The following is a 25,134-nucleotide window of genomic DNA, read 5'->3' on the forward strand; positions in this document are numbered from 1 at the left end:
CGCTCAAGCAGGAGTATAATGGAAACAAAATACATATTCAACCTATATTTAAGGTTTTTTCTTAAAAATAACTTTCTCATATAGATAAAGCCGGTCTTTATAAATCAATAAGAAATTTAACTGCCATTAAAACAAACGTAGTAGCACGTATCGCACCGGACACGGTGTAGCGCTGGCGGTCATCTACGATTACCAGAAGACACGTGGCGGCGAGCATCCACAAATCTTCTTATCCGGAGGAAACCTTCCCCCTCAATTCCGTACAACTCATAGCGATGTCGCCACTTCACTAAGGTGGTAACGCTGTGTTATGTTTTTTTGCTACTTCCACACGGCTGCTCTGTCCTGCTTTTAACTCCTGTATGATGGCTAGTTTCTCAATCGCATTGTATTCGTTTTTCTTAGACAAAATAAAACTCCCCTTCAAGCAGCGGTTTATTTATTAAACCTGTCTACTTGAAGGGGAGCATATCAAAATCGGTACTCTGTTCCGTAATTTATAATAGCGAGGTTACGAACTTCACCTCCGGAAAGCGGTTATCCGGTCCTTTCATTAAGATTCCGCCTTGATTTTTCAGATACCTATCGAAGAAATCCAGCATATAGGCATTGATAACGGAGTTCGCTCTTTCGGGCGCAATCTTTCCTGTAATGCCCAGCATTTTGAAAATCGGAGAAATGAACTGTACGTCGGTAAAATTCAAATGCTCCGTATTTTCGATATAGAGGACTTGTCCTCCTTCGTCGACCGTTTCGCGCATCCGTTCAAGCTCCAACTTTTTATCTTCCGTTACTTGATCCTCCCACTCTCTTGTTGATTCCATACGGTTAAGCTCTGCATCCGTGTAGACCCGGTTATCCATCACCATTTTCAATTTTTCGAAATAGCTTTCCGAGTTGATGAACAAAAACGGCTTTCGTAGACCCTCTCTGTCACGCAGTCGATAAAGCCCTCCATCAAGGTCTATTCCAGCCGTGATTCGCGGATCATAAGAAGCGTCATAGGCCGTCGCTCCGCCGATGGAATGACCGAACGTCCCGACATGACCGAGATCAATCCTCCCTTTTAGATGACTTGGAATCAACCCCGATTGGATGAGCTCGAATTGGTCCAACGCAAACGCCACATCGCCGGTTAAAACTTTTCCCAACTTGTCGCGATTTCCTCTACTCGTCTGGTAATCATGGTCGGGCGAGAATAAGTCGTTGGTTGTGCTGGTCGTGATTCGCCCGTCCGGAAACTCGGTTGCAAATGTATTGTAGGTATGGTCGATCACTGCCACGATATATCCATGACTCGCGAGATTTTCGGCTTGCGACGTGTGAAGAAACCTGGAAGAGCCGTTGCCGGGATTCGCAAGGATCAGCGGGTATGAAGTCTGTGCCGAAGAGACTTCGGCCCCCGAATAAGCATGACTGGATACGTACTTCAGGTGTTGAAACGTAAACTCGGGAAGGCCATAGTTCGCGGCCATATAACGTAAAATCTGGGTATCGGGAATAAAGGGAGCGTACTTGCCGGTGCTAGCTTGAGCCGGATACCAGACCTGAACCATCAATTCTCTCTTACCCTCTCTGGCTTCGTCGAAAATCTCTTCCCTATTTGTATCCACGAAATGAAAAGTTTGCGTTCCTACCTTAAATTCGCCTGTCGGTTCAGGTAGTTTAAATACAGGAAAAGCATACATGAGACCCGCTGTTGCGACCAGCATTATTGCTATAGCGGTATAAGCTGAACCCAACATGAATCGTGGGATTTTTTTGGGACCGTTTTTTTTAAAATAGCTATAACTTGAAATGGCTAAAAAAATGATCGTTATGCAATATGGGAATAATAGCTGAACTCTGTATCCTTCCACCGTCCAATGAATGACCAGTAAAAGTGTGGCAATCCCGCTTGCAACGAATACTGGAATTCTACGCCGTCCTTTTTTTAATTGTACGGTTAATACAAATAAGCCGATGTTTGACAATAAAAGCAACAGTTCAAACAGCCTCATCTCGATTCTCCTTTCAAAAAATTTCTATTTTCGTTTGTTCTAATCTTATCCAGCCAGGCTGGCCTAAGCTATCGATTTGCCTTACATCAACCTAACAATTTTGTAATTCGATCTTGCGGTATTGGAAGACTCGTAAAACCAAGGATGAATCAGGAAATACCAATAAGTATGTGGTTAATACATCACAGACTTATAACGACTATGGTAGTATCACAAGCGCTGTTGACGTGTTGGGTGTACCAACATGATGCAACGTCGCATTTACTTGTTGGTGGCTCGAAACCAATTTCTGCGACTCAAACACAATATACGGAATATGTACGTGATGCAGTTCACGGCAATGTGACAAAAATTCGTGTTCGTGAAGTCCGATATTATGGAAATTTCACAGGAAGTAGAAAATGCTTCAGCTAAGACGTGTCGTTCGACAAACTAAAAGCTGTGATTTTGACGCATCAAGATGTGGATCTTATAGGAAGTCTTCCTGAGATTTTGCAGGAGTGTGGCAATCATATCAAAGTCTATGCACACGAACTAGATAAGCCGTATATTCAGGGGGATATCCCCCTTTTAAAAGATAGTCACCTTGAGATCCCTCGAAAGGCAAAGTAAGACTCTTATTGCCGGGGATTCGATGTACAGTGTAAACGGGATTCTGGTGGGGGATTCATGTCCCGACCACACCGGATATGGGTGCAGCTCGTCTCTCATTAGATCTCGACATTGCATCCGTAGTTTGTTATCACGGGGTATTAAGTAATGTACATGTGAATGATCAGATATTAGGACTTACCCAAGGATTATAAAGTTAAAGTTCCAGCAAGCTACCTTTTCGTGAAACGATGTTGTTAGCGTAGAAGAATTGAACCAGTGCTTCAATTCTCCTACTGTTTCCTCCCTTCAACCCCTTCTTTAAAGTTTATTTCTGCAACCCATTGATGATTTATCAGTCATAAAAACATCACTCCACGCGTGCTAACTTGTATATAGATCAGACTTTAACTGATTAAAAATGTATTCTTGCATTTGATCTAAAAGAAGAATGATGTTAGTATCTTTGCCATTTTTCAAAACCCACTGAATAGACGTCATTGAGTTAGCAGCATATAGTTCAGCTAAATACTCCAATGCGATCGAAGTTGAAGAATTCTGTTGCTTTAAATAATCTAAACAAGTCCGAAACAAAATTTGTTCAAATTCTTTACGTAAATCGGCGGATATTTCATGAACGGTTAACAATGTTGAAATTTCCATCTTATTTTTAATCATTTGATCGGTTACAAGTTCTATGGCGTTTGCCACCTTGCCATCTTCCATGGAATCAAAACGCTGCTCAATTTCAACTTTAAAATCAGAAGCATACTGTTTAACTATCTTTTCTAGCAAGTCGTACTTATCCAAATAATGACTATAAAACGTAGAACGTCCGATAAGGGATTGATCACAAATTTTTTTGATCGTAATATCTTTAAAATCATGTTGTTGGAGTAATTCAATGAAAGCTCGCTCAATAGCTATTTTTGTTTTATAAATTCTGATATCTTCATTCATTTAACCACTTGCTCCTTATGTGTAAGTTTTCGAACACTTCATATATACCGTGTAAGATATCTTACAGATTATGCGATACTAATTATTTTTTATGTAGTAACTATACTCTATAGTAAGCACATACCCAAATTGAAGGAGGACAATATATGTTTAAATCCTATGTCCATAACGAACAGTTCAATCTTCAAATTAATCGTTTTATCAATGATTATTATCAAGAAGATGATCGAGCACAAGCTGACTTAGAAAAAATGATTCCGAAATTAAAAGACACCCATAGCTGGTATGAAGCTTGGCTCAATTTTGCAAGGGAACGCGAAGACAGCAAGGACTATGACTTAGCCTCAGTCTACTATCAAGCTGCAGAATTTTATCTTGCAACCACAGACCCCAATAAAGAAAAAATGTATCGAAAATATAGAGATACCTTCTATAAAGGCTTTCATGATTTTGATTATGAATCCTACCAAATTCCATATGAAGATTCCTATCTTCCTGCTGTAAAATTGTTGACGCCTGGAGCTACGAAAACATTACTTGTCTTTGGTGGGTATGATTCTTACATGGAAGAGATGCTTAAAATGATGAAATTCATGAAGGGAATTAATTACAATATTATTGTATTTGATGGTCCAGGCCAAGGAACTGCATTAAAAAACGGCCTAAAATTCATTCACAACTGGGAAAAGCCCATATCAACGGTGATTGATTATTTCAAACTAGATCGTGCAAGTCTCGTAGGTGCTTCTTGGGGAGGATATTTAGCTATGCGTGCGGCAGCCTTCGAAAAGAGAATCGATAAAGTAGTTGCTTTTAACATTTTCTATTGTGGTTTAGATGCCTTAAAAATGGGAATGCCAGAAGAAACTTACCAAAGCATAGTGCAGCTAGTCGAACGTAATGAAGTAGATCAAGTGAATTCATTATTCGAACAGATGATGACTCACAATATTGATTTGCATTGGAAGATTACCAAAGGGATGGAAAACACCGGTGAAGCAACGCCTTTTGATCTCATTAAAAATTTCGAAAAGCACACGATGCACGGCATTGGGGCATTCATTAATCAAGATGTTCTTTTACTAGCTGGAGAAGATGATCAATACGTACCTATTAGCCGACTCGCACAAATCCAACAAGAATTAATCAATGCTGCGTCCATTACAACCAAAGTATTTACTAAAGAAACAGGTGGCGAGCAACACTGCCAAGCAGGTCACAGGGAGTTAGCATTTAATGAAATGAATAAGTTCCTATAACAACTGTAAATATATATTTTTTTATACGCAACATGCCCATCAAAAAATCGTAGTTCCATAGCTTCAATCGTTGTTATCCCATTGGCAAGTAAAAACCGACTCCAATTATGGAGTCGGTTTAGTCCATTCATTTCCCCCTGTTATCTCAATGGAGAAGTCCGTAATTTCCTCTGAGCTTTTCAATTCATGCGGCCTAGCATGGTTAGATTTTCGAACCGAAGAACCTTGAAGGAGCGCAAGAAACGAACTTAGATGTCTATCGGCCCTTAATTTCCATTATTTAACATCTGATAGATCCAGGGAGTTAAGTCCACAGCTTCAAACCCTCTTGTTTGTCACTGCAAGTTTAAATAATCAAAATCAACAAAACCACCCGTTGATTTAGTAGCATAATTGAACAAAGCAAAACGGTATCCCATAAAGTGAGGGATTGTATATGACATCGGAAGTGTGTTGCCTATAGCCGTCCAATTTGTGCCGTTAAGACTGTAGTAGAAATATGCTTTATCCATCTGATTTGTAAAATCACATATAAGCTTAAGATATACTCTGTTCTGGGTGAAAGGGACACTTGCCACTTCAGTCATTGCTCCAGAGCTGGCATTCACCATAACAATGGATTTGGAGGTCCCGTTCATCTTTATGCCTACAAATCCATAATTAGCCTGAAAAGCTGCAAGACCGGAATAGTCTCCGTCCTTCATCCCGCTTGTTTCCATTGCAATGATTCCTGTACTTTTCGGTCCAAATGTCCTTTGGGTAAGCGTATTTCTGGCATCCAGAATACTTTTACTCACTTTCCCTGTAGTCATTCTCATAAATCCAGGACGCTGTGTAAGGGACCAATGAGTATTGTCAGGATTGTGGTTCCATTGCCACTCCTTTTTAAGAGTCGCTTCAGAAGACGAGGTTCCTGTAAACGAAACATCGTCCACATAGAAATTCATCAAATCACTTGTTGGGTCTGGGGTTGAACTGTAGGGTGTCTCAATGAAAATAAACGTTTGTGAGAGGTCGGCATCTGCCGGAAGTGTATATGTTCCTTGAATTGTGCCCCATTGGCCCTTGGTTAGCGTGGTGGACCCAAGAATCGATATACCTGTGTAACTTGGACCATTCTGAATACCAAAATTAAATTGCTTAGTGGCAGGACCTTCAGTGTATTTAACCTTTGCAGAAAAATTATACATTCCGCCGGCTGTTACTTTTCCGGTAATTACTTGTCTTGGACCAGCAGCTGTTTGTTGTCTACCGCTGACAAACAAGCTTTTTGAGCCGATGTAATAGTCTGTAGTGGTTGCTGCAACAAATGCAGTGTTATTATTCGTCCACGGGCTTATGGTGGCATTTTCAAATCCACCGTTTGCAATAAGCTGACTGGAGGCTTGAGAAGATGAAAACTCATCAGACGCATAGACCTTCTTTTCGGGATAACCTTCAACAGGAACATCCATCGTAAGAGGAACCTTACCGTTAACACCGAATACCGGCCAATTATTTAACCATGTAACCGGAACAAGATACGGCATACGTCCAATTGCTCCGCTGTCTTTAAACAGCATAGCATACCAGGAGCCAGAAGGAGTATCAACAATTCCCCCCTGTGCAATACCTGAATCATTCAATGACACCTGACCTGTATAGGGTCCTGTCAAGCTACTTGCACGATAGGTTAATTGTGTGCGGTTGCCTCCCGATGGCCAGCATATAAGAAATATATAGTACATTCCCTTGATCTTTTGTATGTGCGCGCCTTCAGCCTTGACTATGAAGCTGGAACCGGCAATATTACTGGCAGCGGAAATAATCACCTGATTAAGTCCCCCTGGCTTGATAGCCTTTGCATCTGCAGTAAGCTCAATAATGCTGATATTATCACTGCCATAAACCAAGAATACACGTCCATTATCAAACAGCAGCGATGCGTCATGATAATAGTTGTCAAGCACTGATGATGTCCATGGACCAGTTTCTATATTGCTGGTTTGATAGATGTATGTTTTGCCGGTAGAATTGGAGCCAAAGGACACATAGTAGATGCCGTTATAATATCTAAGGCTGCTTGCCCACGAGCCTTTTCCATATTCGTTCTGCCCGTTGTTAAGATTTTGTGCGTCATTGTTGGCATACGTATCGTAAACATAATTTACGATTTCCCAATTGACGAGATCATAAGATTTCATGATCGGAACTCCAGGATTCATGTGCATGGTCGTGCTAGTCATATAAAAAGTATTACCTACCCTGATAACATCGTTGTCTGGAGAATCAGCATGTATAAACGGGTTTGTAAAAGTAGTAGCTGCAAATACAGAAGTATTGGACATCATACTCATGAATAATGGTAAAACTAATAAAAGCACACTTATCCTCCTATACATATTAGAATCGCCCCTAATCTTTGATAGGTTCAAAAGCTTTTAGTTTTAGTTAATTAAATTGTAAATAATCCACATAGGCATCCCAAGTACCGTTATCGGTGGTTACGATCAGTCTGACCTCTTGATTTCCGGTTACATGGGTGATATTAGACAAGGTTTGGACCGTCGGCGTAGTTCCCGTAAAATAAAAGGAGCCAACTGTGGTTCCTCCTATTTGCAAGTCTACTCTGGCGGTACTGGAGTTATTCGAAGCACCCCTGACTGAAATACTATGAGTAGAGTTGGCAAAATACTGAGTGTATGCACTATAATCATCATTGGCGTATAAAGCGACCCCATTGAAAGGAGAACTGATCTTCCCAGCGTAAGTCCCACCGAGAGTCATATCCTCAGCTTCAACCCTTGTTCCAGTAGTATTGGGTGTAAACTGCCAGTAATCAATATTAAATAAGTTACCAGTCCCTGTTCCGGTAAACACTAAGAAAACCTTGTGGACTCCTGTTGCATTGCTTACAGTGGTTTCGACTTCCTTCCAGGTCTGTGTTCCTCCAGTAGAACTGACATTAAGAGTTCCAACCAGAGGACCCGTTGCACTGTCCAGACGTATTTCTATTTTACCGCCTGCATTGGACGCTATGTTTGCTTTAAACCTCTTGGCTCCACCGCTACCAAAGTCGGCATTTCCTACAGCGATCCAATCTCCATTGTGTACGTTTGTCACATTCAGATTACTAATGGGACCGCCGCTGGCTTGAGTAGGCTCGGTTGTGACTCCCGCTTGCCACGCCATGGACTCTGCTTCCACTCTGGTATACGGATTCAGATTGGAGAACTGAGCGATTCCTGTCATATTCCCCTGCACTTCAGCGATACTTCCATCTCCATTATGCGTCAGCTTATTAATATGCGGGGAGCGATAGCCTTTCCCAGCTCCAATTTGAGCCTTGCTGACCGTCTGGGCATGGTACACCACATACCATTCATTCTTAAAGTTAAATACAGCGTGATGGTTGTTGCCGCCCACACCGAAGAACGTATACGGATTTTTCAGGAAATGCCCTTTATAAGTAAAGGGACCCATCGGGCTGTCGCTGACCATGTAGCCAATTTCACCTGCAGGGTACTGTGGCGGGTGTGTCCCGGCAAAGTTGATACAGTAGGAATAGTAGTACTTTCCGTTATACTTATGAAGGCCCGAATCTTCAAACAGGTACGGGGCATCAATGGTGGTAGCGCTCCCAATAACGCTGGTCATATCTGCGCCCAATTTGATGACTCTGGCAGTTTTCGGATTCGCAATGGAGGCCGGATCGGATTCGTTCGGAATGCCGCCGCCGCTATACAAGTACCCTGTGCCATCATCATCCACCAGCACAGCCGGATCAAAAAGCCAGGTTACACCAGCCATTCCCGGCGTATTATGTGTCACAAGAGCTCTGCCCAGGGGGTCTGTCCAAGGGCCGATCGGCGTGTCTGCGGTCAGAACGCCAATGCCGGCTCCACCATTGGCAAAATAGAGAAAGAATTTATCTTTGCCATTGATTTTTTTTTGCGCAATGGCCGGAGCCCAGGAGTTGCCGGCCCACTTGGCAATGCCTCTGCCGTTGTTCTTGTTGTTCGCACCGGCAACCGGAATGGCACCGTGATCCGTCCAGTTCACCATGTCCGCGGAAGAGATGACCTGGATGCGATCCAGTCCGCTGAAGTCATTGTCTTTAATCGAGCCGTCATTGTTATACACATACGTATCACTGGACATATAGATATAGACTCTTCCATCATAGACCAACGCATAGGGATCAGCGCCCAATTTATGGTCCATAAGAGGATTCGAATTCCCTGGAAGCTTTGCAATTGCATTGTTAGCAGCATGTACAGGTACCATTGGTAAACAACTCAGCAATAATGTAAAAGCTAATAAAAACACCGAAAATTTTTTAATCATAAACATATTCCTCCATTTTTATATATTATGTCTATTAAAAGTTTACAAATTGCCTATGCATAGATTTAATTAGTAATTTTGTATCCTATTTGAAGGTTGGTGCTCCGAAACTTGGACTTGTAACATTTTCAGCAGATATTATAGCCTCCCCTCTAAATTTGTAACCGCTTTCATTTTACGGTGGAGACTCGAATCAAGCCGAATTAGCCAGTTCATCATTTTTATTTTCGCCCAATAAATCAGCGCCTTAATTCACCGATGGCAAGCCATAACAGTCGTCTTCATGCAAGATGGTGCTCTTCGAGCTGTTTGTGCACAAATGTCAATCCCCAAAGTTCAAGGTGCTCAAATATAGTGTCTGGTTCATAGGCAACCCTGTATATTAACGAACTACCGATCGTATTCCCAAATTCCCCTCCCTTCTTTTTCATTACACGTACCGATTGAAAACTTTAACTTTAGAGTTGAACTTGAAAGCTTTTACACAATTACAAAGGAATATTATGTCGTTAGTAAGCGTTGAAGCGAATTTTAGGCTAAACAGTCGGGAAAACGATATCCAGGAATATAATACCATAAACGCCACTTTGGAACAAGTGGTCGATACTATTGGGCATCATTCCTGCATGGTTCGCCAAGGCTTTATCCTTCCGGGGAGAGCAAAGCATGCGATTCTAATCGTTGCCGGGGGGAAATGCGAAGATCGACAACAAGAAGTGTCGGCTTCTGTCCTTTAACAGACCGTTCAAATTGGGCGACAGCTTTGCAACTTGTGGAGTATGCTAATAATTCCAGGCTGTTGCGAAGCTTATATTCATGCCATTTTATGCGACTAGTTCTAACCAGAATAGCCATCAATCATGAGTTATCTTACAATTCAAACTTCAATCTATAAATAACATTTATCCCCTCTCATTAATGCCCGATCCTTTTCTTTTAGTCGCGGATATGCGTAACAGTAACCATATTCAACGATCCAAGCCAAACTGTTTTCACTAACATTTTTAGATCAAGGATATTTAGGTGTTCAATGAAATTGGGTTTAATATTAAACGGATTGTTACGGAGTCCAAGCGCACTAGCATCGATAACGATTGTCTTTACCTGTCTAAACCTACGATGTTTGCTTTTTGCCTTCTGGACCTCAACAACACACCTAAACTTTCAAAAATGAATTGAATACAAACGCTCTACAGCTTGAATAAGTATTCTATTCATTTGGTCCACCTCCATTAGATATGAAAAAAACTTATTTCTCCTCATGGTTCGAGGTGAAATAAGTTTTGAATTAAGTGCATTCAGACGAACAGGAGGCATTACCATTCGATTTCTTCACATAAACGGAAAACCATCTTTTTTTCAAATTCGTCTAATATCTTAAACCCAGTCATCTCATCTTCTTTTTCTCCAAGTTTTATCATAGTAGCTATTGCTAAGTCTCCTACTTTATAATGACCTATCAGCTTATCTTGATGTTCCCTTTTTAAAGATAATCCATTTAATTTTTTAAATATTTCCTCTGTACGAATACCTTCTTTTCCGATATGTGTCATTGCATGATATAAAACTATGGGGTTCTTTTCTTCTAGCAAATTTTCTAACTCATCTATTGAACATTTTCCTTCTTCAATTTTTTTAATATATTCATTTTATTCCACCTTTAAACTGATATTAATTAATGTTCCAAACTGTAAATACTTGCCCCAACTTGAACAAGATCAGGAGATGCTAACTTGCCAATGCATATTCCAATATTTTTCCTTTCAGCCATTGAAGTTGAAATTTGAACAGAGCTAACGCTTAATACCGTCTCAATTTGATTTGCATTTTTAATAAGAATTTTATCACCTATGATTTTTTTTATTTCTGGGTAGGTTAAATGGTCTAATCCTTTGTTTGTTCCTACTATAATTGTACCTTCATCTTTTGACTCAAAAGTTAAACTAACATCCATTATTTTTTCCATTTTAAACGTTACCCCTTTATCGTTCTTCAATATAAAGTTCTCCCTTAACATCACCTATACGCAAATCAGCACTTTTTAATCGGGTTATGGCATCCCTCAGTAGCGTCATCCTTTCTATTGATGTTAAATCGGGAGCGAACCTTGCAGCTCTTATACTAGCTTGGGCTTCATCTAGAGCAAAATTTCTTTTAAATGCATCTGGAGCAACATCATATAATTCAAATGCTCTCCCTGCCTTATATGCCTCATAGTGTCCCACAATTTCATGTGCAATCGTTGCCTTGGCTGACACACGTGAGTTAGCACTTAAGGTTCCAACTCCTGTATGCTCTGCTGGTAATACATCTGTATTTATAATAAATCTATCGTACATCATACCTGTATTCCACTCATCATAAAAACCAGGTCTACTCATTATTATATTATCTTCGGGAAAATCCAACGATTTAGTATACTGAATAATCTCCGTTTTCTGGACATCTGTTAATGGCAATTCATTACGCAAACCGTCCGAAGAAATTTGTCGTAAGTCCACTGCGCCCTCATACTTAACCGATGATTTCAAACTAATCTTAGGTTTGATTACTGAACTAACTCCTCCAAATAATCCTGCTGTACCGATCATATTAGCCCAGTGTTCTTTTGACCATGCATTTGTGGGATTAAATGCTCCCTGAATCATGCCCGTTACACCAAATGTACCGAAATTGAGCATATCATTCCATGAATCGTTTTGTTTAGCTGCCCGTTCCATGTACCCTTGATACATTCCCTTCGGAATGCCGTACGACATATAATCTAGGAAGCTCCATACTGAATCAAATTTTTTCTCATATCGTTCTGAATTAGCTGCTACAAAATCCTGACCAAGCTCCGTTAAGCTATCCGCCGATTTCTGGAGCGCATTTCGTGTATCTGCAACAGGAACTGCGCAAGTATTCGGTGGAGGTGGCAAGCAACCTGGGTCTAGATTCCCATCCTCCATCATATCTGCTAATCTAAATTTATTTGCATGCTGCCGTAGTTCTCTAGCAATCGAATCTGTTAGTGTAACAAAGTCAGCCATATTCTTCTGAGATGTTTGGAAACTATAATAGAATTGCTCCTTTGTTATCTCCTCCCAAAATCGTTCCATAAACGAAATTTGCTGCGATAACTGACTATTCATTTGCATCGCCGTTTGCTGCGCAAGCTCAAATTTCTTAGAGACAGTTATAAGTTGTTCAGGTGTCACTTTAATTGTTGTCATAATTTACCTCGGTTGAGTTCATTAAGGCATAATAACATTATTCAAATTTATGGAAAACCATCTTTATTACTAATTGTTATATGAATTAGAAGACTTAATCCCTACGACCTCTGACTTATATTTATTAAATACAGCTCCTCCTCATTATAAAGAAGTACCTTTCTAATGCCTCATCTTCAGCAGAATATTCGAAATATATATCTTATTTTAGTCAATTTACATCAAGGTAATCTCCCTAAGGAGCAGCACGCTATGACTAAGGGTTATCGAAAATTTTTATTGGAATATGGTTACCAGGAGGACTTAGTCGACGAAAAAGCAACCAGCCTTGCGGTGGAGGAATATTTGGAAACAGTTCGTCAGAATCGTCAGATTGGCTTTGTACGTCGGGAAGCAGCAATTACTTAGGCGTATTCATATAGAGAGCATCAATCGACAAATGAAATATCCAAGCAAACGGAGAACATCGCCACATACAACGTGAACAGGGAGGCAAAGCTTCAGGCTAAAGATCGGCTGCTGGAGCTTGCAATGAGCAAATTGTCCAGTATACAACGAGAGGTTATCCAGCGCAGTTATTTGGATGATGAGGAGAGTTTGATTACATTAGTTGCGGGGAAATGGGGATTAGCGAGGGCACGTTTAGGAGGATCAAGATCGAGGTATTGAGTATTTTAGCTGCTGCATTGAGACTGGAAGTGATTAAATAACAAACAAACAATGGAAGTGAAGTTGTTTGCTAAGCCAATAGAAGCAGTGGTTATATCAACACGTACGACGAATAACTAAAAAGGGTGGAGTTGATATAGTTTATCAACTCCACCCTTTTTCTGTGTGTGACGAGTTCAGTCTCTTTTCTTGGTACCGCTTTTTACTGTAAAAAACAACAATGATAAAAAGAATAGAGCCTGTGAAGTTTTAACCATCAACCTGATTCCTTCACCGGAATCTTTTATATCAAACAAAATATCAGCTATGGATACCAAACCTGTAGTAATAAGTATAATCAATGCGAGTATGTACACGTTTAGTCCCCCTTTTTTCCGATTTTACAGCAAGAAGAAGACAATAGCTCTGGATGCGGGTTCGGCCAACCACGCAGGCAACCCAACATATTTTAAGGCGTAAGCAAGACCGTCCTCTGCTGTGCCTGTGAAATCTACCATGATATCCAAAGCTTGCATTATTACTTGATAACCAAGATAATATCTCAAAGTTTCTTTTGCACCGTCGGTCAAAAGTGGTATCTTATCTACATAAATTTTTATCTGTTCATTCCAAGCACGTGATCCAATATTTTTCAGTTTAGAAATTAATTCTAACGCTACTTCCTTTGCGAACTTTGATCTCCAGCCTTGTGTACTTACTTCCCCAGATGGACGTTGAGTATCGACCATTCCAAGATTAGTGCCTACAGTTTTGAAAAGGTCATCATAATCAACTTGTCTTAATTCTTGCTCTACTCTTTCATCAACAATTCCATTTTCCAAGTCTATCTTAGTCTCTGAAGTTATAGAAGATTCTACGTTGTTTACAGCTTGAGCATTAGCGAAAGCAGGAAGTGTAAACGATGATAACATAAGAGCTGATAATGACGCGATACCCAATTGCTTAAACTTTTGCATAAAATCAATTCTCTCTTCATATATTTGGTATTTTCATCAATATACTAACATGAATTATATATACTTGTAAAATAGAGGGATATAGTAGTTGTTTTTTCCTGTAATAATATCTATTCATAGTATTTGGACAATAAATGGTTATTATAACCTGTGAAAAGAGACTGTTTATTAAATAACTTTTGACGAATGATGGCCGTTCGTTAGACTTTTAGCATGATATATTTATATCATGCTAAATTAAATAAGGAACACCCCGCCGCTTTCGAGCCTCGGTGAACCAGGTCGGCCAATGTGCCGGCCTTTTGATTTTTCAACAAACCAAATTAGGGAACATAAATCATGTCTACAGAAGCAAGCGCAGTAAGAAACGGTGGGTGCGCATATTTGGTAAAAATATTGAGTCTCAAAATCATATACTTCAAACAATAAATGGATGCACATACGTTTGTTCCCTTCATGCTCTAAACCTAAATGAAATCCTCTGACTAAATAGCGAAATATTCGCTAAAAATAAATAGCGATTATTTCGCTGGGATATTCTAGGTTTGGAGGTGAGAAGATGTACCAAAGGATCCGAGATTTGCGTGAAGATAGAGATTTGACTCAATCCCAAATGGCTGAATATTTGAATTGCAGTCAACGAATTTATAGCAATTACGAACGCGGCGATGTTGATATTCCTACAAGGATTCTAATCAAACTAGCTGATTTCCATAACACAAGCACAGACTACTTGTTAAACAGAACGAAACAAAAAAAACCTTATCCCGCAGGCTAGCTACTTTTAGAAATAAAAAAGGTAACTCCTCATAAAGGAGCTACCTTTCAAATTTTTTTATAATCGCCCCCTACAATCTTCTGAACTACCTATTTCAACTCTTCTTTCCCGTCAAATACTTCAATCATTATTAGTGCCCCAATTTTATAACCCTCAATATAAGCCGAAGCGGACAATAAGGAAATTAAAACATCTTGTAAATCCGTAAGCTCTTCAATTAATTTGTAATCTTGTTCTGGCAATTTTGTTTTGAGGGCTTCCTCAGCATCGGCTATTCTCTGAGAGACCAGTTCAAACTCAGTGTCTTTCGATTTGATTCGTTCACTTGGGTTACATTTTCCGTAATAAAAGTTCTCCAAGATACTCATGTTCTACTCCTTCATGATATGTATTATTAACCCTCTGACTAATTTTAGCGAATTATTCGCTAAAAATCAATAGCGATTATTTCGCTAAGATATTCTTAGTTCGAGGTGAATATGATGTATCAACGGATTCGAGATTTACGTGAAGATAAGGATTGACTCAAACTCAAATGGCCGATTATCTGAATTGTAGCCAGCGGATATACAGCAATTATGAACGTGGGGAAATAGACATTCCAACGGAGATTTTAATTAGACTAGCTAATTTCCACCATACAAGCACAGACTATTTACTAAATAGAACGAAACAAATAAAGCCCTACCCGGCGGGATAACATTTCTAAGAAATAAATATAGGCTTAATCTAATTGTGCATTGTTTCAATAAATGTTTTTCAACCAACGCAAAATTCTCTTTTATTGTAGATTTCCCATCCTCCGTAATCAGTTTTACACCAAGAGTATGGGTCATTTTATTGGCTTTACGAAGGAACGAAGAAGGACCATCATAGTATAGTCTATGTACATACCCAACTCCCCTTAGGCGACAAGCCGTTCGCAGACACAGAGCATCAGTTGCTACTAGTTCTGGAGGATGGCGAAGTCGAACTACAGGCTGTCCAGTCTGGTGCGTATTGCACCTCATTTTTATAGTAAGATTGAATGCAAACACAAAGAGCATTGCCCTGTCGACAACATCGGCCTGAACAATGCTCCTTATTTTATTGCAACTGCCCTTGGGACAGCATCTTCTGTGCATTAAAGTTAGAAGTCATAACAAGAAAATTTTTAAAAAAATCTTCACTAATTACCATATTACTGTGGAGGGAACGAATACTTTTTGCCACCCCAAGCCACGAGAAGCGCAAGGAATAAGAGTATGAATAACGCCCATGAAAATGATCCCGCACCAAAAGTTTCAAGTAAAATACCCCCAGCCATCCCACCGCCAGCGATAGCCAGATTCCATACGGTCGTGTTAATCGGCATAACCATATCCACTTTGCTCTCCCCTGCAGCCTGAGCAAGCGCCGTTTGCAACAGCGTTGCTGCGCCACCGAAAGTTAAACCCCATACCGTAACAATGATATAGATCATAAGGACATTGGAGTTGCTAAAGCTCATGGCAATAGAAATTAAGACGAAGGAAATAAGACTAATCAAAACAAGCTTACGCAGCCAACGGTCGATGAATACGCCAGTTATCCATATACCTATGAGAGCAGCAATGCCAAAGAAAGCCAGCGCCAGCCCCACTCTCTCCCCCATCCCATTGGCCGCAAGAAATGGAGCAATATAAGTGTAAAGAATATTATGGGCTGTCATCCAGGTCAGTACAACCAATAGTATGGGCCGAATCCCCGGTGTAAGGAAGACTGCATAGATCGAAGCTTGCTTATCGGAGGACTGTCCCGGATAGTCCGGCACCTTCCAAAGCACCCACGCGATCAGTATAACTGTCAGTAGTGACATAATTCCAAAAACAGAACGCCAACCCATAAGGTTCCCCAGAAACGTCCCCGCTGGGACACCAATAGCCAAGGCGATCGGCGTTCCAACCATGGCAACGGCCATCCCCCTCCCCTTCAATGTAGCAGATACCATGCGGAGAGCGTAACCGCCGATCATCCCCCATAGAACTCCAGCCGAAACTCCTGCCAGTAGACGGGCAGCCAGCGTCAGTATGTAGCTGGAAGAAATCGCGGTGACACTGTTAAAAACCAGGAACCCGCAAATAGCCAGAAGTAACAGCGGACGCCTCCGCCATTGGCGGGTAACTATAGCTACAGGGATGGCAGCCACTAGGGAACCGATGGCATAGACAGTGACCAGTTGACCCGCCATTGCCTCTGAAATATAAAGTCCCTTGCTTATTTGCGGAAGCAAGCCAGCCGGAATCGTTTCCGTCATAATACAGATGAATCCTGTCATAGCCAAAGCAAGCAGACCAAGCCAGGGAAAGCGCTCAGAGGAGGCGGAAGAAGCAATCTTTACAGTAGTAGAAGAGTTATTGCTGGACATTAGCGCAGCTCCTTAAAATCAATTTCAAAACAAGTTCAAGCGAAAAATCAAGCATATATGCCAATGATTTGCTCTCCTTTTATTTTACTTATGGATCGATCAATCCACATTTTAAAGATACCTCTCTGTCTTGTCAATTACTTTTGGATCGATTAGTATATAAGTACAAGATATAAGGAGGCGACTCCATGGTTAGAACCGGAAGACCACGTAAATTCTGTCGCGACGAAGCGATCTCCCAAGCTATGATGTTGTTTTGGGAGCATGGATTTGAATCAACCTCTTTGGCTCAACTCAAAAAGGCGATGGGCGGCATCTCCTCAGCCAGCTTTTATGCAGCTTTTGAATCAAAAGACGCATTATTCAAAGAAGCGCTGGACCGGTATTTGGCTACATACGGACAAGTATCGACAAGCCTTACAAACTATTCACTTTCATCGCGCACAGCTATTGAATTAGCCTTAAGAAGTTCAGCAATCATGCAGACTGAGCAGACCCATCCCTTGGGTTGTTTAGTCATATTCTCTGCAAATACATGTTCCCCAGAAAACACTCATATTCGAGAACTATTGATCAGGCAAAGAGCAGTGACTAGGAACAAGTTCTATGCTCGTATTGAGCGAGCTACCAAGAATGGAGAACTTCAAGAATCCACAAATGTTAGCATGTTAACCACACTATTCGTTACCTTTCTGGAAGGTATATCTACGGAAGCCAGAGATGGTGTGTCCCTAGACAACATTGATACAGCCATAACTAAATTGATGGAGCTTTGGGATACTTGTGCCTGAGACTTGAGACTTGAGACTTGAGACTTGCCCAGTCTTCATGAAAATAAGGGCATACAAATAGCAAAAGGCAATCCCCTTAAAAAAGGAGATTGCCTTTTTATTCAGGAAGATTGCTTCTCTCGTAAACGGCTTTATTCAGCTATCCTACACATCAGCTGACCTAATTGAGTATCGAAGTGTGTTTTGAGATAGAATCGATTATTAAATCCCAGTCGTCATAGTGAAGCTCATGCCCGGCACCTTCCAATGTCAGTAAAACCGCACGCGGAATTGCTTTAGCAAGATTTATTCCGTGTTCATAAGGGATAATCGAATCTTCAGTACCGTGTATAACCAGTGTAGGAACGTTTATTTCCCCTGTTCTAGCCAAATAGGATTCTCCGCCTGACAGCATAGCGTGATTATTCATACTGGCCATATTGTTGCTTCTTTTCCATTCTTCTTTTGCTAATTGATAAACCTTTTTCTCATTGAAAGGATGCTTTGAACCGACTAAAATTCTTGATCTACCCACCACAAAATCGACCACCGATTGTTCGTTCGACCAATCTATTGCTCCCATATTCGAGAAATAGTCCATAACCTTTTTCTCCATCGGTGGAAGATCGGAAGCAAAATTTGACGTTGCTAAAAGAGTCACGGTTAATACTCTGTCTGGATGTCGTAGAGCTATCAACTGAGTCAGCATACCGCCCATAGACATCCCTACGATATGCGCTTGCTCAATCTTATAAGCATCTAATACTCGAATCGCATCATCTGCCATGTCTTCGAAGGTATAGTCCGGTTGACCAGGTTCATAGGTTGTAGAACGTCCAACATCTCGGTTATCATAGCGAATGACAAAGCGACCTGTCTCAGCTAAACGCTGACAAAATTCTTGCTCCCACCAGACCAATGAGGATTGAGCCCCCATAATCAGTAATATTGCCGGGTTAACTTGCTCGCCGAAACTCTCACTACAGATTTCTATTCCATCGCTTTTTATGAGTTGTTCGTTCATGTAGAATTCCTCCCCTCAATGATATATAACAAAAAAACACCGAATATTACCTTCATCACTTATCCCCATAAAGTACTTACGGTGCCCCGCCTTAGGCAGACAGAAATTACCGATCTACTCGGTCGCTAGTTTAAATTATTTTGTTGCAAGAAATTCAGAAAATCTCTTTGCATAGAGCCAAGAGTAAGAATTTTTTTGATTATCCTAAACCTACAATGCTGGCCTTTGATTTTAAATGACCATATTGCAGAAGACAGGTGTCCAGAATGATATTTTTGTTCTTGTAAATCAGCAACTTCATATTCAACTTTTTGTACTACTTTTGTGGAAAATAGATTGAGGAAAAGGATAATAATCCTATCATTATTTAAGAGTAATATGGCTCGACTTGTATATGCCGAAAAGCTTTGTGGAGTTGAATAGCAGATAAGCATGTCAGATTCTCTATAAGGTTCTGCTAGCTTATTGATCGTTTTTTTTGTAATGAATAGCATGATCAACTACCTCTCTATTTGGATGTTTAAATGAATTGATAGAATATCCTTCAAAAATATTATACTACACAAGTAAACTATTCCAAAAAAGGATAGTCATCTGTAGCCTATTTAAACATACTCCCTCCTCCTCACTTTAGATGTGACATATACTCAAATGCTCCAAACGTATATTTCATTGCCTTTTTTGCTCCAAAATGATGCACTGTGGATAATATGACGATATTGGTAGGGCCTGGTGTGAAGGTAGCAATAAAACAATAAATTAAAACTGATGTAATATTCATAAGGAAAACTCCTTTTAGCGTATTCTCATGAAATATTACATCTTAAGATAAATAGCATATAGTATGTTATTGCAGATATTGTATCCTTCGTAGTCACGTTATCCCATCATTTTTGCTTTTCCTCATCATACCAAGCCTTCAAAGAAAGAGAATAGCCTTTATCCTCCACCGTTGAAGATGTCATTGACCTTACCGACAACAACGCAATTATGGATTATTGTGGTATTATTTTGGATTATTGTTAATACTACGTATCTGAGGAGGGTGAAAATGAAGTTACATACCAAATTTTCAAGACAATTATGCCAGAATATTGATCTCATTTGTGACTTCATGGGAAACAGTTCGGATTTTGTTGTTCGTGAGATCACGACTGGCCATAAACACGCTGCTCTTTTTTATTTGGACGGCATGACTGACATGCAAAAGGTACAGGATAACGTGATCCGTCCGTTGCATGATCGTGTCTCCTCTGACGAGATCACTTTACCGTTATTGAAAAACGCAATTTTGGACATTGGTGAAGCAAACTTTACTCAAAACTTTGAAGATGCCTTGGAACAGATCCTCTCCGGTGGTCTTCTCCTACTCCTGAACGATATGGATGAAGGATTGATCATTTCTTTGCCTGGATGGGAAGAACGCAGCATTTCGGACTCGAAGACACAGCCAGTGGTCAGAGGTCCGCAAGAAGCGTTTACAGAAACTTTACGTACGAATACGACTATGGTTCGTCGAAGGGTGAAGGATACAAGAGTACGTCTAACTACCCTAAAAGTTGGCAAAAAAACTAAGACCGATATATCGGTCATGTATTTACATGGGATCGCTGACCCAAAAAAGGTGCAGGACATGATATCCAAGTTAAAGAACATGCATGTGGAAGGCGTGCTTGAAAGCGAATATTTGGAAGAATGTCTCCATGAAGATAAACAATTCACGATATTTCCGCTCTTTTATAATTCTGATCGCCCAGACTCTATTGCAGCAGGAATTATGGAGGGGAAAATAGCGATATTTGTGGATGGATCTCCCTTCGCCATCCTTGCACCTGCGGTGTTTGCAGATTTCCTTCAATCCGCAGAAGACTATTATCAATCCTTTGTTTACAGTAGTATCATTCGAATATTAAGGTACATTTGCCTGGCAATCTGTATGTTGGCTCCGGCCATTTATGTCGCATTAACGACATTCCATCAGGATATGATTCCAACCGTTTTGTTATTAAGCTTATCCGCGCAACGTGAAGGAGTACCGTTTCCAGCATTTATTGAGGCGATGATCATGGAAGTGGTTTTTGAAATTCTGAGGGAGGCAGGTCTTCGTATGCCACGGACGGTCGGTCAAGCCGTTTCTATTGTCGGGTCAATAGTGATCGGCCAAGCAGCTGTAGAAGCAAACATCGTTTCGGCTGTTATGGTCATTGTTGTTGCAATAACTGCCATTTCGAGCTTTGTCATTCCCTCGTACACTTTTGCTATTCCAATCCGGATATTACGTTTCGCTTTCATAGGCATAGCCGCTATGTTTGGTGTGTACGGATTGACTGTTGGTATTCTCATGCTCTTTGTACATCTGAATGGGCTTCATTCATTCGGTGTACCGTATTTGAGCCCCTTTGCCAATTACAAATCGTCGGAGCAGAGGGACGCCATATTGCGTTTTCCATATAGAACTAAAAAACATCGTAAAAACTAAAGGAGTAAACCATCATGAACTCGTATCGATCCACCATTTTATTACTGTTTATGTGCATCTGGCTAATGGTGTTTCTTACGGGTTGCTGGAACAGTAAGGAATTGAGTGCAATTTCCGTCGTGATGGCTCTGGGCATTGATGCCGTTGATGACCAATATGAAGTCAGTTTACAAGTGGTTGACCCATCGAAAATGTCGCAGAATTCCCCCATGGAACGGACGCCAACGATCGTTTTTTCCAAGCGCGCCGATACCATATTTGAAGCTATTCGAAAATTAACAACGGAATCGTCCCGAAAAATGTATATGTCTCACTTAAAGTTTGTCATTTTTGATGAGAAAACGGCAAAAAAAGGAATCAAGGAGCCGCTGGACTTTCTGTTCCGTGATCATGAAGTTCGACCTGATTTCTATTTGGCCGTTGTCAGAGGAAACTCGGCAAAGGAGGCCGTTACTTTTGTAGCTCCAACCGAGATCTTGCCTGCAATGGATATGTATAAGGCATTAAGGCTTTCTGAAAAAGCATGGGCTCCAACTTCCGCGGTCAATGTGAAAGATATTTTAGAGAAATTTACAGAGGATGGCATTGAACCGGTTCTCACCGGTATTCGACTGACAAACGTAGAAAAAGGTCTAACTATTGATAATGTGACAAAGTCGCCCCAACATGTTAAATATTTTTTTACTGGAGTTGGTGTTTTCAAGGGCGACCGACTTATCAATTGGATGGATGATTCACAAAGTAAAGCCTTTACATATATATCCAACCGTGTTTCCAGCACCGTAGCTTCCATCGATTGTCCGAATTCCAAAGGGAAATTTGTTGTTGAAGTAATCCGTTCCAAAGTAAAGATGCGTCCAGAAATAATAGACCATGAGCCGCACATTTCTCTTATTGTGGATACAGAATCCAATATCGGAACGATCTCGTGCAATGCCAACCCTAAGAATGAAGAGACATTTAGAGATCTTCAAGAATCAGCTAAAGAGCATCTGCAACAGTCTTTGAAGAAAGGCATTTCGCACGCACAACAAATCGGTTCCGATATATTCGGGTTTGGAGAAGCTTTTCACCGCAAGTTCCCACGTGAATGGCATAGATGGAAAGAGGATTGGCCACAAAAATTTCAAACGCTTAAAGTGGATATTCAGCTCAACTATCGTTTAGTCCGGTTCGGAGACATTACCAGTCCAATTGATATGGGAATACACAATCAGGAGTGAATGCATATGCTTTATGTGATTCTCGTAACTTCCATTTTAACATCGTTGTATGAGTTTAAAAAATTTAAGGCGAAACAATATGTGCGTGAAATTGTATTCAGCTCGATATTGTTGATTATAGGCGTTATATTGATTATCCTACGGATCGCCAATATTAAACTGCCGACTCCACTGACGGGCATCCAAATCCTATTTCAACCGATAAGCCGGTTACTTACTGAAATATTATCTTAAGGAGGCATTGGGATGAATTCCAACCTGACCGTTCGACAAGCTATTATGTGGTTTGCATTATATCAAATAGGAAGCGCATATCTGGTACTCCCAGCGGCAATTACCGCTGTCGCTAAACAAGATGCCTGGCTCTCCATTCCAGTCTCCTTAGGTTTCCATCTGTTATTGATACCTTTATATGCCTCCATCGCTAGGCAAATACAGGGGAAATCTTTTGTAGAGCATCTCCGTTGCCTCTTCGGTCCCTTGGGCGGGACGATCAGCATCGTTTTCATTTTTTTGTTTCCCTTTCTTGTGTTCATTATGACACTTCGAAATCTGGGCGACTTTATCACGATAGCTATTATGCCGGAAACTCCCTCCGAAGCGATATATTTCATCATGCTAATAGTCATTTATTTCGCCGTTCGATCAGGCCCTGCTGTAATTGGCCGTTGCGCGGAAATCCTGTTTTTCTTCCTTCTTGCTCTGTATCTTTTGGTCAGGATTACCCTCCTTCCTGATACCAACATAGATAATGTGCTCCCTATTTTCGAGTATGGTTTGAACCCTATCGTTCTCGCTTCGTTCAATTTGTTTGCCTTTCCCTACCTTGAAGCAATTCTGTATCTTTTTTTTGCACAGTACATCCCCGATCCAAAAAAGTGGAGAAAGACAGTGATTACCTCTGCATTGATTAGCGGCGGCATGTATTTTTTCATGGTTCTACAAATAATCGCCGTGATGAGTGAAGGTGTTGTATCTAATTTGACATTTCCCACTTATTTTATTAGCCGAACAATCAGTAACGGGGAGTTTCTTCAACGGTTTGAAATTGTTGTTGCAGTGTTCTGGTTTGTCACCATATTTTTTCGACTCGCACTACTTTTATATGTTTCAGCGCAAGGGCTTGCAGATGCTTTTCGTCTTCGAAGCGCTAACTCTCTCTTAGTTCCTCTGATCCTAATCGCATTGGCAATGGTTCACTCTATTTGGCCAAATATGCAATTTTTAACCAAGTTTTTTTCAGTATGGCCTTTTTACGCCATGATTTTCGGTATCGTGTTTCCTATTGTGCTATGGCTGGTGGGTAAGGTAGGCGGCTCGCTAAAATTTCGTAAAAAGTATCACTAAAGTTGCGTTGGCCGTATGAACATACTGTCCTTCAAATAAACTTTTGTTGTACTCATTATTGCAATTTAGCAAGAAGCAACTCCAGTTCCTCCCTCTCAAGATGTCTCCATTGCCCACGTTCCAGATGATCCAAGGTAATATTCATAATTCGAACACGTTCCAACTTGAGCACCCTGTACCCCAAGGCCTTACACATTCTGCGAATTTGCAAGTTCAGACCCTGCGTCAAAATAATGCGGAACTCGTATTCGCTTGTACGATCAACCTTGCACGGTTTGGTAATAACGTTCAATATTTCAACGCCACAAGACATAGCCTGCGTAAACTCGTTTGTAACAGGTTTGTCTACAGTTACTACATATTCCTTCTCATGACCATGCTCGGAACGCATCATTTGATTGACAATGCTTCCATCGTTGGTTAATAGAATGAGTCCCTCTGACGCTTTGTCCAGCCTGCCAATGGCAAAAATCCGCGAAGGGTAGTTAACATAACTAATAATATTACCAGCAACCTGTTCTGCTGCGGTACAAACAATGCCTATAGGCTTATTCAGAGCCAAATATACAGGTTCACTGGAATTATACGGAATAACTTCCCCATCAATCAGCACGATATCCTGTGGCTCTACTTCCGCGCCCGCTTCACAGACAATGCCATTAATCGTAATTCGTCCTGCTGCAATCAGTCTGTTGGTTTCCCGACGTGAGCAGAATCCTGTCTCACTGATGTACTTGTTAATTCTCACGATTCACCTGCTTCTGATTATAATATGTGAGTTTAAATAAAATAATTAAAAAAACACCTGATTGTTCTTGCTTAATCAGATGTTCGCCGTTTACGACAACTTATACTTTCCCGGCTTATTTGCTACTGTTGCCGCCGTTTTTATTCCTTGTTGGTTTGGCAGTGCCGCCTTTTGTGCCACCTGCCGCTTTGCTTCCCGGTGCGCTTGTAGAAGCGCTTTTTGTCCTTACTGGCTTCGCAGTTTTGTTCCAGCGTGTCCATCCCTTACTACCTGTGCCTCTGCCGGTCCCGCCGCCCTTGCTTTTTCCACCCATATGATCACTCCATTACTAGTCGTTCAGATTTAACTAAGCTATCATACCATTACTTTGAATATAATGCCCATTTGTTTTAAAAATTGAACA

At 40.8% G+C, this 25,134-nt stretch carries 25 protein-coding genes and 2 pseudogenes; 12 read left to right on the top strand and 15 right to left on the bottom strand.

The features are described from left to right. Positions 1-497 precede the first annotated feature (497 nt). The gene (locus MKY16_RS25645) at positions 498-2,000 is read right to left on the bottom strand and encodes an alpha/beta hydrolase family protein (RefSeq protein WP_340957736.1); all 1,503 of its coding nucleotides are present in this window, start codon (positions 1,998-2,000) and stop codon (positions 498-500) included. A 417-nt stretch (positions 2,001-2,417) separates the two neighbouring features. Here MKY16_RS25645 and MKY16_RS25650 point away from each other — a divergent pair. Further along, positions 2,418-2,806: pseudogene (locus MKY16_RS25650) on the top strand (MBL fold metallo-hydrolase); the annotation flags it as partial. A gap of 169 nt (positions 2,807-2,975) precedes the next feature. On the opposite strand, the gene MKY16_RS25655 reads toward MKY16_RS25650, so the two are convergent. Beyond that, positions 2,976-3,551, bottom strand: coding sequence for a TetR/AcrR family transcriptional regulator (locus MKY16_RS25655; RefSeq protein ID WP_069011159.1), 576 nt, complete (start codon positions 3,549-3,551; stop codon positions 2,976-2,978). A 146-nt stretch (positions 3,552-3,697) separates the two neighbouring features. Here MKY16_RS25655 and MKY16_RS25660 point away from each other — a divergent pair, with 146 nt between their 5' ends. Beyond that, entirely contained in the window at positions 3,698-4,810 is a 1,113-nt protein-coding gene (locus tag MKY16_RS25660) for an alpha/beta fold hydrolase (RefSeq protein ID WP_340957738.1), read from the top strand. A gap of 335 nt (positions 4,811-5,145) precedes the next feature. Here MKY16_RS25660 and MKY16_RS25665 read toward each other — a convergent pair whose 3' ends face one another. After that, positions 5,146-7,173: a beta-xylosidase family glycoside hydrolase gene (locus tag MKY16_RS25665; RefSeq protein ID WP_340885303.1), complete on the bottom strand. Its 2,028-nt coding sequence runs from the start codon at positions 7,171-7,173 to the stop codon at positions 5,146-5,148. A 67-nt stretch (positions 7,174-7,240) separates the two neighbouring features. After that, entirely contained in the window at positions 7,241-9,136 is a 1,896-nt protein-coding gene (locus MKY16_RS25670) for a carbohydrate-binding protein (protein WP_340957741.1), read from the bottom strand. Between the two features lie 503 nt (positions 9,137-9,639). Here MKY16_RS25670 and MKY16_RS25675 point away from each other — a divergent pair. Then, complete coding sequence (locus MKY16_RS25675; protein WP_340957743.1) at positions 9,640-9,873, top strand: hypothetical protein; 234 nt, start codon at positions 9,640-9,642, stop codon at positions 9,871-9,873. A gap of 579 nt (positions 9,874-10,452) precedes the next feature. Here MKY16_RS25675 and MKY16_RS25680 read toward each other — a convergent pair. The 3 genes from MKY16_RS25680 to MKY16_RS25690 form a co-directional block, all read right to left on the bottom strand. Then, the gene (locus tag MKY16_RS25680; RefSeq protein ID WP_318628357.1) at positions 10,453-10,728 is read right to left on the bottom strand and encodes a hypothetical protein; all 276 of its coding nucleotides are present in this window, start codon (positions 10,726-10,728) and stop codon (positions 10,453-10,455) included. An 83-nt stretch (positions 10,729-10,811) separates the two neighbouring features. Beyond that, entirely contained in the window at positions 10,812-11,132 is a 321-nt protein-coding gene (locus tag MKY16_RS25685; RefSeq protein WP_237449070.1) for a hypothetical protein, read from the bottom strand. Then, on the bottom strand, positions 11,119-12,351 hold the full coding sequence (locus MKY16_RS25690; protein ID WP_340957744.1) for a WXG100 family type VII secretion target: 1,233 nt from the start codon (positions 12,349-12,351) through the stop codon (positions 11,119-11,121). The genes MKY16_RS25685 and MKY16_RS25690 overlap by 14 nt, the downstream gene beginning before the upstream one ends. Positions 12,352-12,603: 252 nt before the next feature. Here MKY16_RS25690 and MKY16_RS25695 point away from each other — a divergent pair, with 252 nt between their 5' ends. After that, positions 12,604-12,759: a hypothetical protein gene (locus tag MKY16_RS25695; protein WP_230585206.1), complete on the top strand. Its 156-nt coding sequence runs from the start codon at positions 12,604-12,606 to the stop codon at positions 12,757-12,759. Between the two features lie 641 nt (positions 12,760-13,400). Here MKY16_RS25695 and MKY16_RS25700 read toward each other — a convergent pair. Further along, a complete protein-coding gene (locus tag MKY16_RS25700) occupies positions 13,401-13,976 on the bottom strand; it encodes a hypothetical protein (protein ID WP_340957748.1) in 576 nt (191 codons plus the stop codon). 559 nt (positions 13,977-14,535) lie between these two features. Between MKY16_RS25700 and MKY16_RS25705 the strand changes: the two genes are divergently transcribed. Beyond that, positions 14,536-14,754 (top strand): helix-turn-helix domain-containing protein, encoded by a 219-nt coding sequence (locus tag MKY16_RS25705; protein WP_029515066.1) that lies wholly within the window; start codon positions 14,536-14,538, stop codon positions 14,752-14,754. 89 nt (positions 14,755-14,843) lie between these two features. Here MKY16_RS25705 and MKY16_RS25710 read toward each other — a convergent pair whose 3' ends face one another. Further along, positions 14,844-15,122 (bottom strand): DUF6809 family protein, encoded by a 279-nt coding sequence (locus MKY16_RS25710; protein WP_340957750.1) that lies wholly within the window; start codon positions 15,120-15,122, stop codon positions 14,844-14,846. A gap of 167 nt (positions 15,123-15,289) precedes the next feature. Between MKY16_RS25710 and MKY16_RS25715 the strand changes: the two genes are divergently transcribed. Continuing rightward, positions 15,290-15,454 carry a helix-turn-helix domain-containing protein gene (locus MKY16_RS25715; protein WP_340957805.1) on the top strand — a complete coding sequence of 55 codons (165 nt, stop codon included), beginning with the start codon at positions 15,290-15,292 and terminating at the stop codon, positions 15,452-15,454. Positions 15,455-15,713: 259 nt separating this feature from the next. Further along, on the top strand, positions 15,714-15,881 hold the full coding sequence (locus MKY16_RS25720; RefSeq protein WP_340957751.1) for a hypothetical protein: 168 nt from the start codon (positions 15,714-15,716) through the stop codon (positions 15,879-15,881). A gap of 53 nt (positions 15,882-15,934) precedes the next feature. Here MKY16_RS25720 and MKY16_RS25725 read toward each other — a convergent pair whose 3' ends face one another. Continuing rightward, positions 15,935-17,140, bottom strand: coding sequence for an MFS transporter (locus MKY16_RS25725; RefSeq protein WP_340957753.1), 1,206 nt, complete (start codon positions 17,138-17,140; stop codon positions 15,935-15,937). A gap of 188 nt (positions 17,141-17,328) precedes the next feature. Between MKY16_RS25725 and MKY16_RS25730 the strand changes: the two genes are divergently transcribed. After that, on the top strand, positions 17,329-17,931 hold the full coding sequence (locus tag MKY16_RS25730; RefSeq protein ID WP_340957754.1) for a TetR/AcrR family transcriptional regulator: 603 nt from the start codon (positions 17,329-17,331) through the stop codon (positions 17,929-17,931). A gap of 160 nt (positions 17,932-18,091) precedes the next feature. On the opposite strand, the gene MKY16_RS25735 is transcribed toward MKY16_RS25730, so the two are convergent. From MKY16_RS25735 to MKY16_RS25745, 3 genes and pseudogenes are all read right to left on the bottom strand, one after another. Next, the gene (locus MKY16_RS25735; RefSeq protein ID WP_340957756.1) at positions 18,092-18,934 is read right to left on the bottom strand and encodes an alpha/beta fold hydrolase; all 843 of its coding nucleotides are present in this window, start codon (positions 18,932-18,934) and stop codon (positions 18,092-18,094) included. A gap of 125 nt (positions 18,935-19,059) precedes the next feature. Continuing rightward, positions 19,060-19,428 carry a hypothetical protein gene (locus MKY16_RS25740; RefSeq protein ID WP_165150101.1) on the bottom strand — a complete coding sequence of 123 codons (369 nt, stop codon included), beginning with the start codon at positions 19,426-19,428 and terminating at the stop codon, positions 19,060-19,062. Between the two features lie 158 nt (positions 19,429-19,586). Continuing rightward, a pseudogene (locus tag MKY16_RS25745) lies at positions 19,587-19,715 on the bottom strand (LysE family translocator); the annotation flags it as partial. Positions 19,716-19,985: 270 nt separating this feature from the next. Here MKY16_RS25745 and MKY16_RS25750 point away from each other — a divergent pair. Genes MKY16_RS25750 through MKY16_RS25765 form a run of 4 tightly spaced genes read left to right on the top strand, consistent with a single transcriptional unit; the run spans position 19,986 to position 23,983 of the window. Continuing rightward, a complete protein-coding gene (locus MKY16_RS25750; protein ID WP_340932127.1) occupies positions 19,986-21,413 on the top strand; it encodes a spore germination protein in 1,428 nt (475 codons plus the stop codon). A 14-nt stretch (positions 21,414-21,427) separates the two neighbouring features. After that, positions 21,428-22,636 carry a Ger(x)C family spore germination protein gene (locus MKY16_RS25755; RefSeq protein WP_318628355.1) on the top strand — a complete coding sequence of 403 codons (1,209 nt, stop codon included), beginning with the start codon at positions 21,428-21,430 and terminating at the stop codon, positions 22,634-22,636. Between the two features lie 6 nt (positions 22,637-22,642). Beyond that, positions 22,643-22,870: a hypothetical protein gene (locus MKY16_RS25760; RefSeq protein ID WP_029515077.1), complete on the top strand. Its 228-nt coding sequence runs from the start codon at positions 22,643-22,645 to the stop codon at positions 22,868-22,870. Positions 22,871-22,882: 12 nt separating this feature from the next. Further along, complete coding sequence (locus tag MKY16_RS25765) at positions 22,883-23,983, top strand: GerAB/ArcD/ProY family transporter (protein ID WP_340957757.1); 1,101 nt, start codon at positions 22,883-22,885, stop codon at positions 23,981-23,983. Positions 23,984-24,038: 55 nt separating this feature from the next. On the opposite strand, the gene MKY16_RS25770 is transcribed toward MKY16_RS25765, so the two are convergent. Further along, positions 24,039-24,731 carry a pseudouridine synthase gene (locus MKY16_RS25770; protein WP_029515081.1) on the bottom strand — a complete coding sequence of 231 codons (693 nt, stop codon included), beginning with the start codon at positions 24,729-24,731 and terminating at the stop codon, positions 24,039-24,041. Positions 24,732-24,846: 115 nt separating this feature from the next. Next, positions 24,847-25,044, bottom strand: coding sequence for a DUF3934 family protein (locus MKY16_RS25775; RefSeq protein ID WP_029515083.1), 198 nt, complete (start codon positions 25,042-25,044; stop codon positions 24,847-24,849). Positions 25,045-25,134: the final 90 nt, after the last annotated feature.

Source organism: Paenibacillus sp. FSL L8-0641, from assembly GCF_038006265.1.
Lineage (GTDB): Bacteria > Bacillota > Bacilli > Paenibacillales > Paenibacillaceae > Paenibacillus > Paenibacillus polymyxa_D.

What these genes read in the sequence shown, in the direction of transcription:
- MKY16_RS25720 (WP_340957751.1), top strand. Translation starts at nt 15,714, where the DNA reads ATGGCGAAGTCGAACTACAGGCTGTCCAGTCTGGTGCGTATTGCACCT.
- MKY16_RS25670 (WP_340957741.1), bottom strand. Translation starts at nt 9,136, where the DNA reads ATGATTAAAAAATTTTCGGTGTTTTTATTAGCTTTTACATTATTGCTG.
- MKY16_RS25710 (WP_340957750.1), bottom strand. Translation starts at nt 15,122, where the DNA reads ATGAGTATCTTGGAGAACTTTTATTACGGAAAATGTAACCCAAGTGAA.
- MKY16_RS25765 (WP_340957757.1), top strand. Translation starts at nt 22,883, where the DNA reads ATGAATTCCAACCTGACCGTTCGACAAGCTATTATGTGGTTTGCATTA.
- MKY16_RS25655 (WP_069011159.1), bottom strand. Translation starts at nt 3,551, where the DNA reads ATGAATGAAGATATCAGAATTTATAAAACAAAAATAGCTATTGAGCGA.
- MKY16_RS25730 (WP_340957754.1), top strand. Translation starts at nt 17,329, where the DNA reads ATGGTTAGAACCGGAAGACCACGTAAATTCTGTCGCGACGAAGCGATC.
- MKY16_RS25775 (WP_029515083.1), bottom strand. Translation starts at nt 25,044, where the DNA reads ATGGGTGGAAAAAGCAAGGGCGGCGGGACCGGCAGAGGCACAGGTAGT.
- MKY16_RS25740 (WP_165150101.1), bottom strand. Translation starts at nt 19,428, where the DNA reads ATGCTATTCATTACAAAAAAAACGATCAATAAGCTAGCAGAACCTTAT.
- MKY16_RS25760 (WP_029515077.1), top strand. Translation starts at nt 22,643, where the DNA reads ATGCTTTATGTGATTCTCGTAACTTCCATTTTAACATCGTTGTATGAG.
- MKY16_RS25750 (WP_340932127.1), top strand. Translation starts at nt 19,986, where the DNA reads ATGAAGTTACATACCAAATTTTCAAGACAATTATGCCAGAATATTGAT.
- MKY16_RS25660 (WP_340957738.1), top strand. Translation starts at nt 3,698, where the DNA reads ATGTTTAAATCCTATGTCCATAACGAACAGTTCAATCTTCAAATTAAT.
- MKY16_RS25735 (WP_340957756.1), bottom strand. Translation starts at nt 18,934, where the DNA reads ATGAACGAACAACTCATAAAAAGCGATGGAATAGAAATCTGTAGTGAG.
- MKY16_RS25695 (WP_230585206.1), top strand. Translation starts at nt 12,604, where the DNA reads ATGACTAAGGGTTATCGAAAATTTTTATTGGAATATGGTTACCAGGAG.
- MKY16_RS25690 (WP_340957744.1), bottom strand. Translation starts at nt 12,351, where the DNA reads ATGACAACAATTAAAGTGACACCTGAACAACTTATAACTGTCTCTAAG.
- MKY16_RS25675 (WP_340957743.1), top strand. Translation starts at nt 9,640, where the DNA reads ATGTCGTTAGTAAGCGTTGAAGCGAATTTTAGGCTAAACAGTCGGGAA.
- MKY16_RS25715 (WP_340957805.1), top strand. Translation starts at nt 15,290, where the DNA reads ATGGCCGATTATCTGAATTGTAGCCAGCGGATATACAGCAATTATGAA.
- MKY16_RS25645 (WP_340957736.1), bottom strand. Translation starts at nt 2,000, where the DNA reads ATGAGGCTGTTTGAACTGTTGCTTTTATTGTCAAACATCGGCTTATTT.
- MKY16_RS25725 (WP_340957753.1), bottom strand. Translation starts at nt 17,140, where the DNA reads ATGTCCAGCAATAACTCTTCTACTACTGTAAAGATTGCTTCTTCCGCC.
- MKY16_RS25755 (WP_318628355.1), top strand. Translation starts at nt 21,428, where the DNA reads ATGAACTCGTATCGATCCACCATTTTATTACTGTTTATGTGCATCTGG.
- MKY16_RS25705 (WP_029515066.1), top strand. Translation starts at nt 14,536, where the DNA reads ATGTACCAAAGGATCCGAGATTTGCGTGAAGATAGAGATTTGACTCAA.
- MKY16_RS25700 (WP_340957748.1), bottom strand. Translation starts at nt 13,976, where the DNA reads ATGCAAAAGTTTAAGCAATTGGGTATCGCGTCATTATCAGCTCTTATG.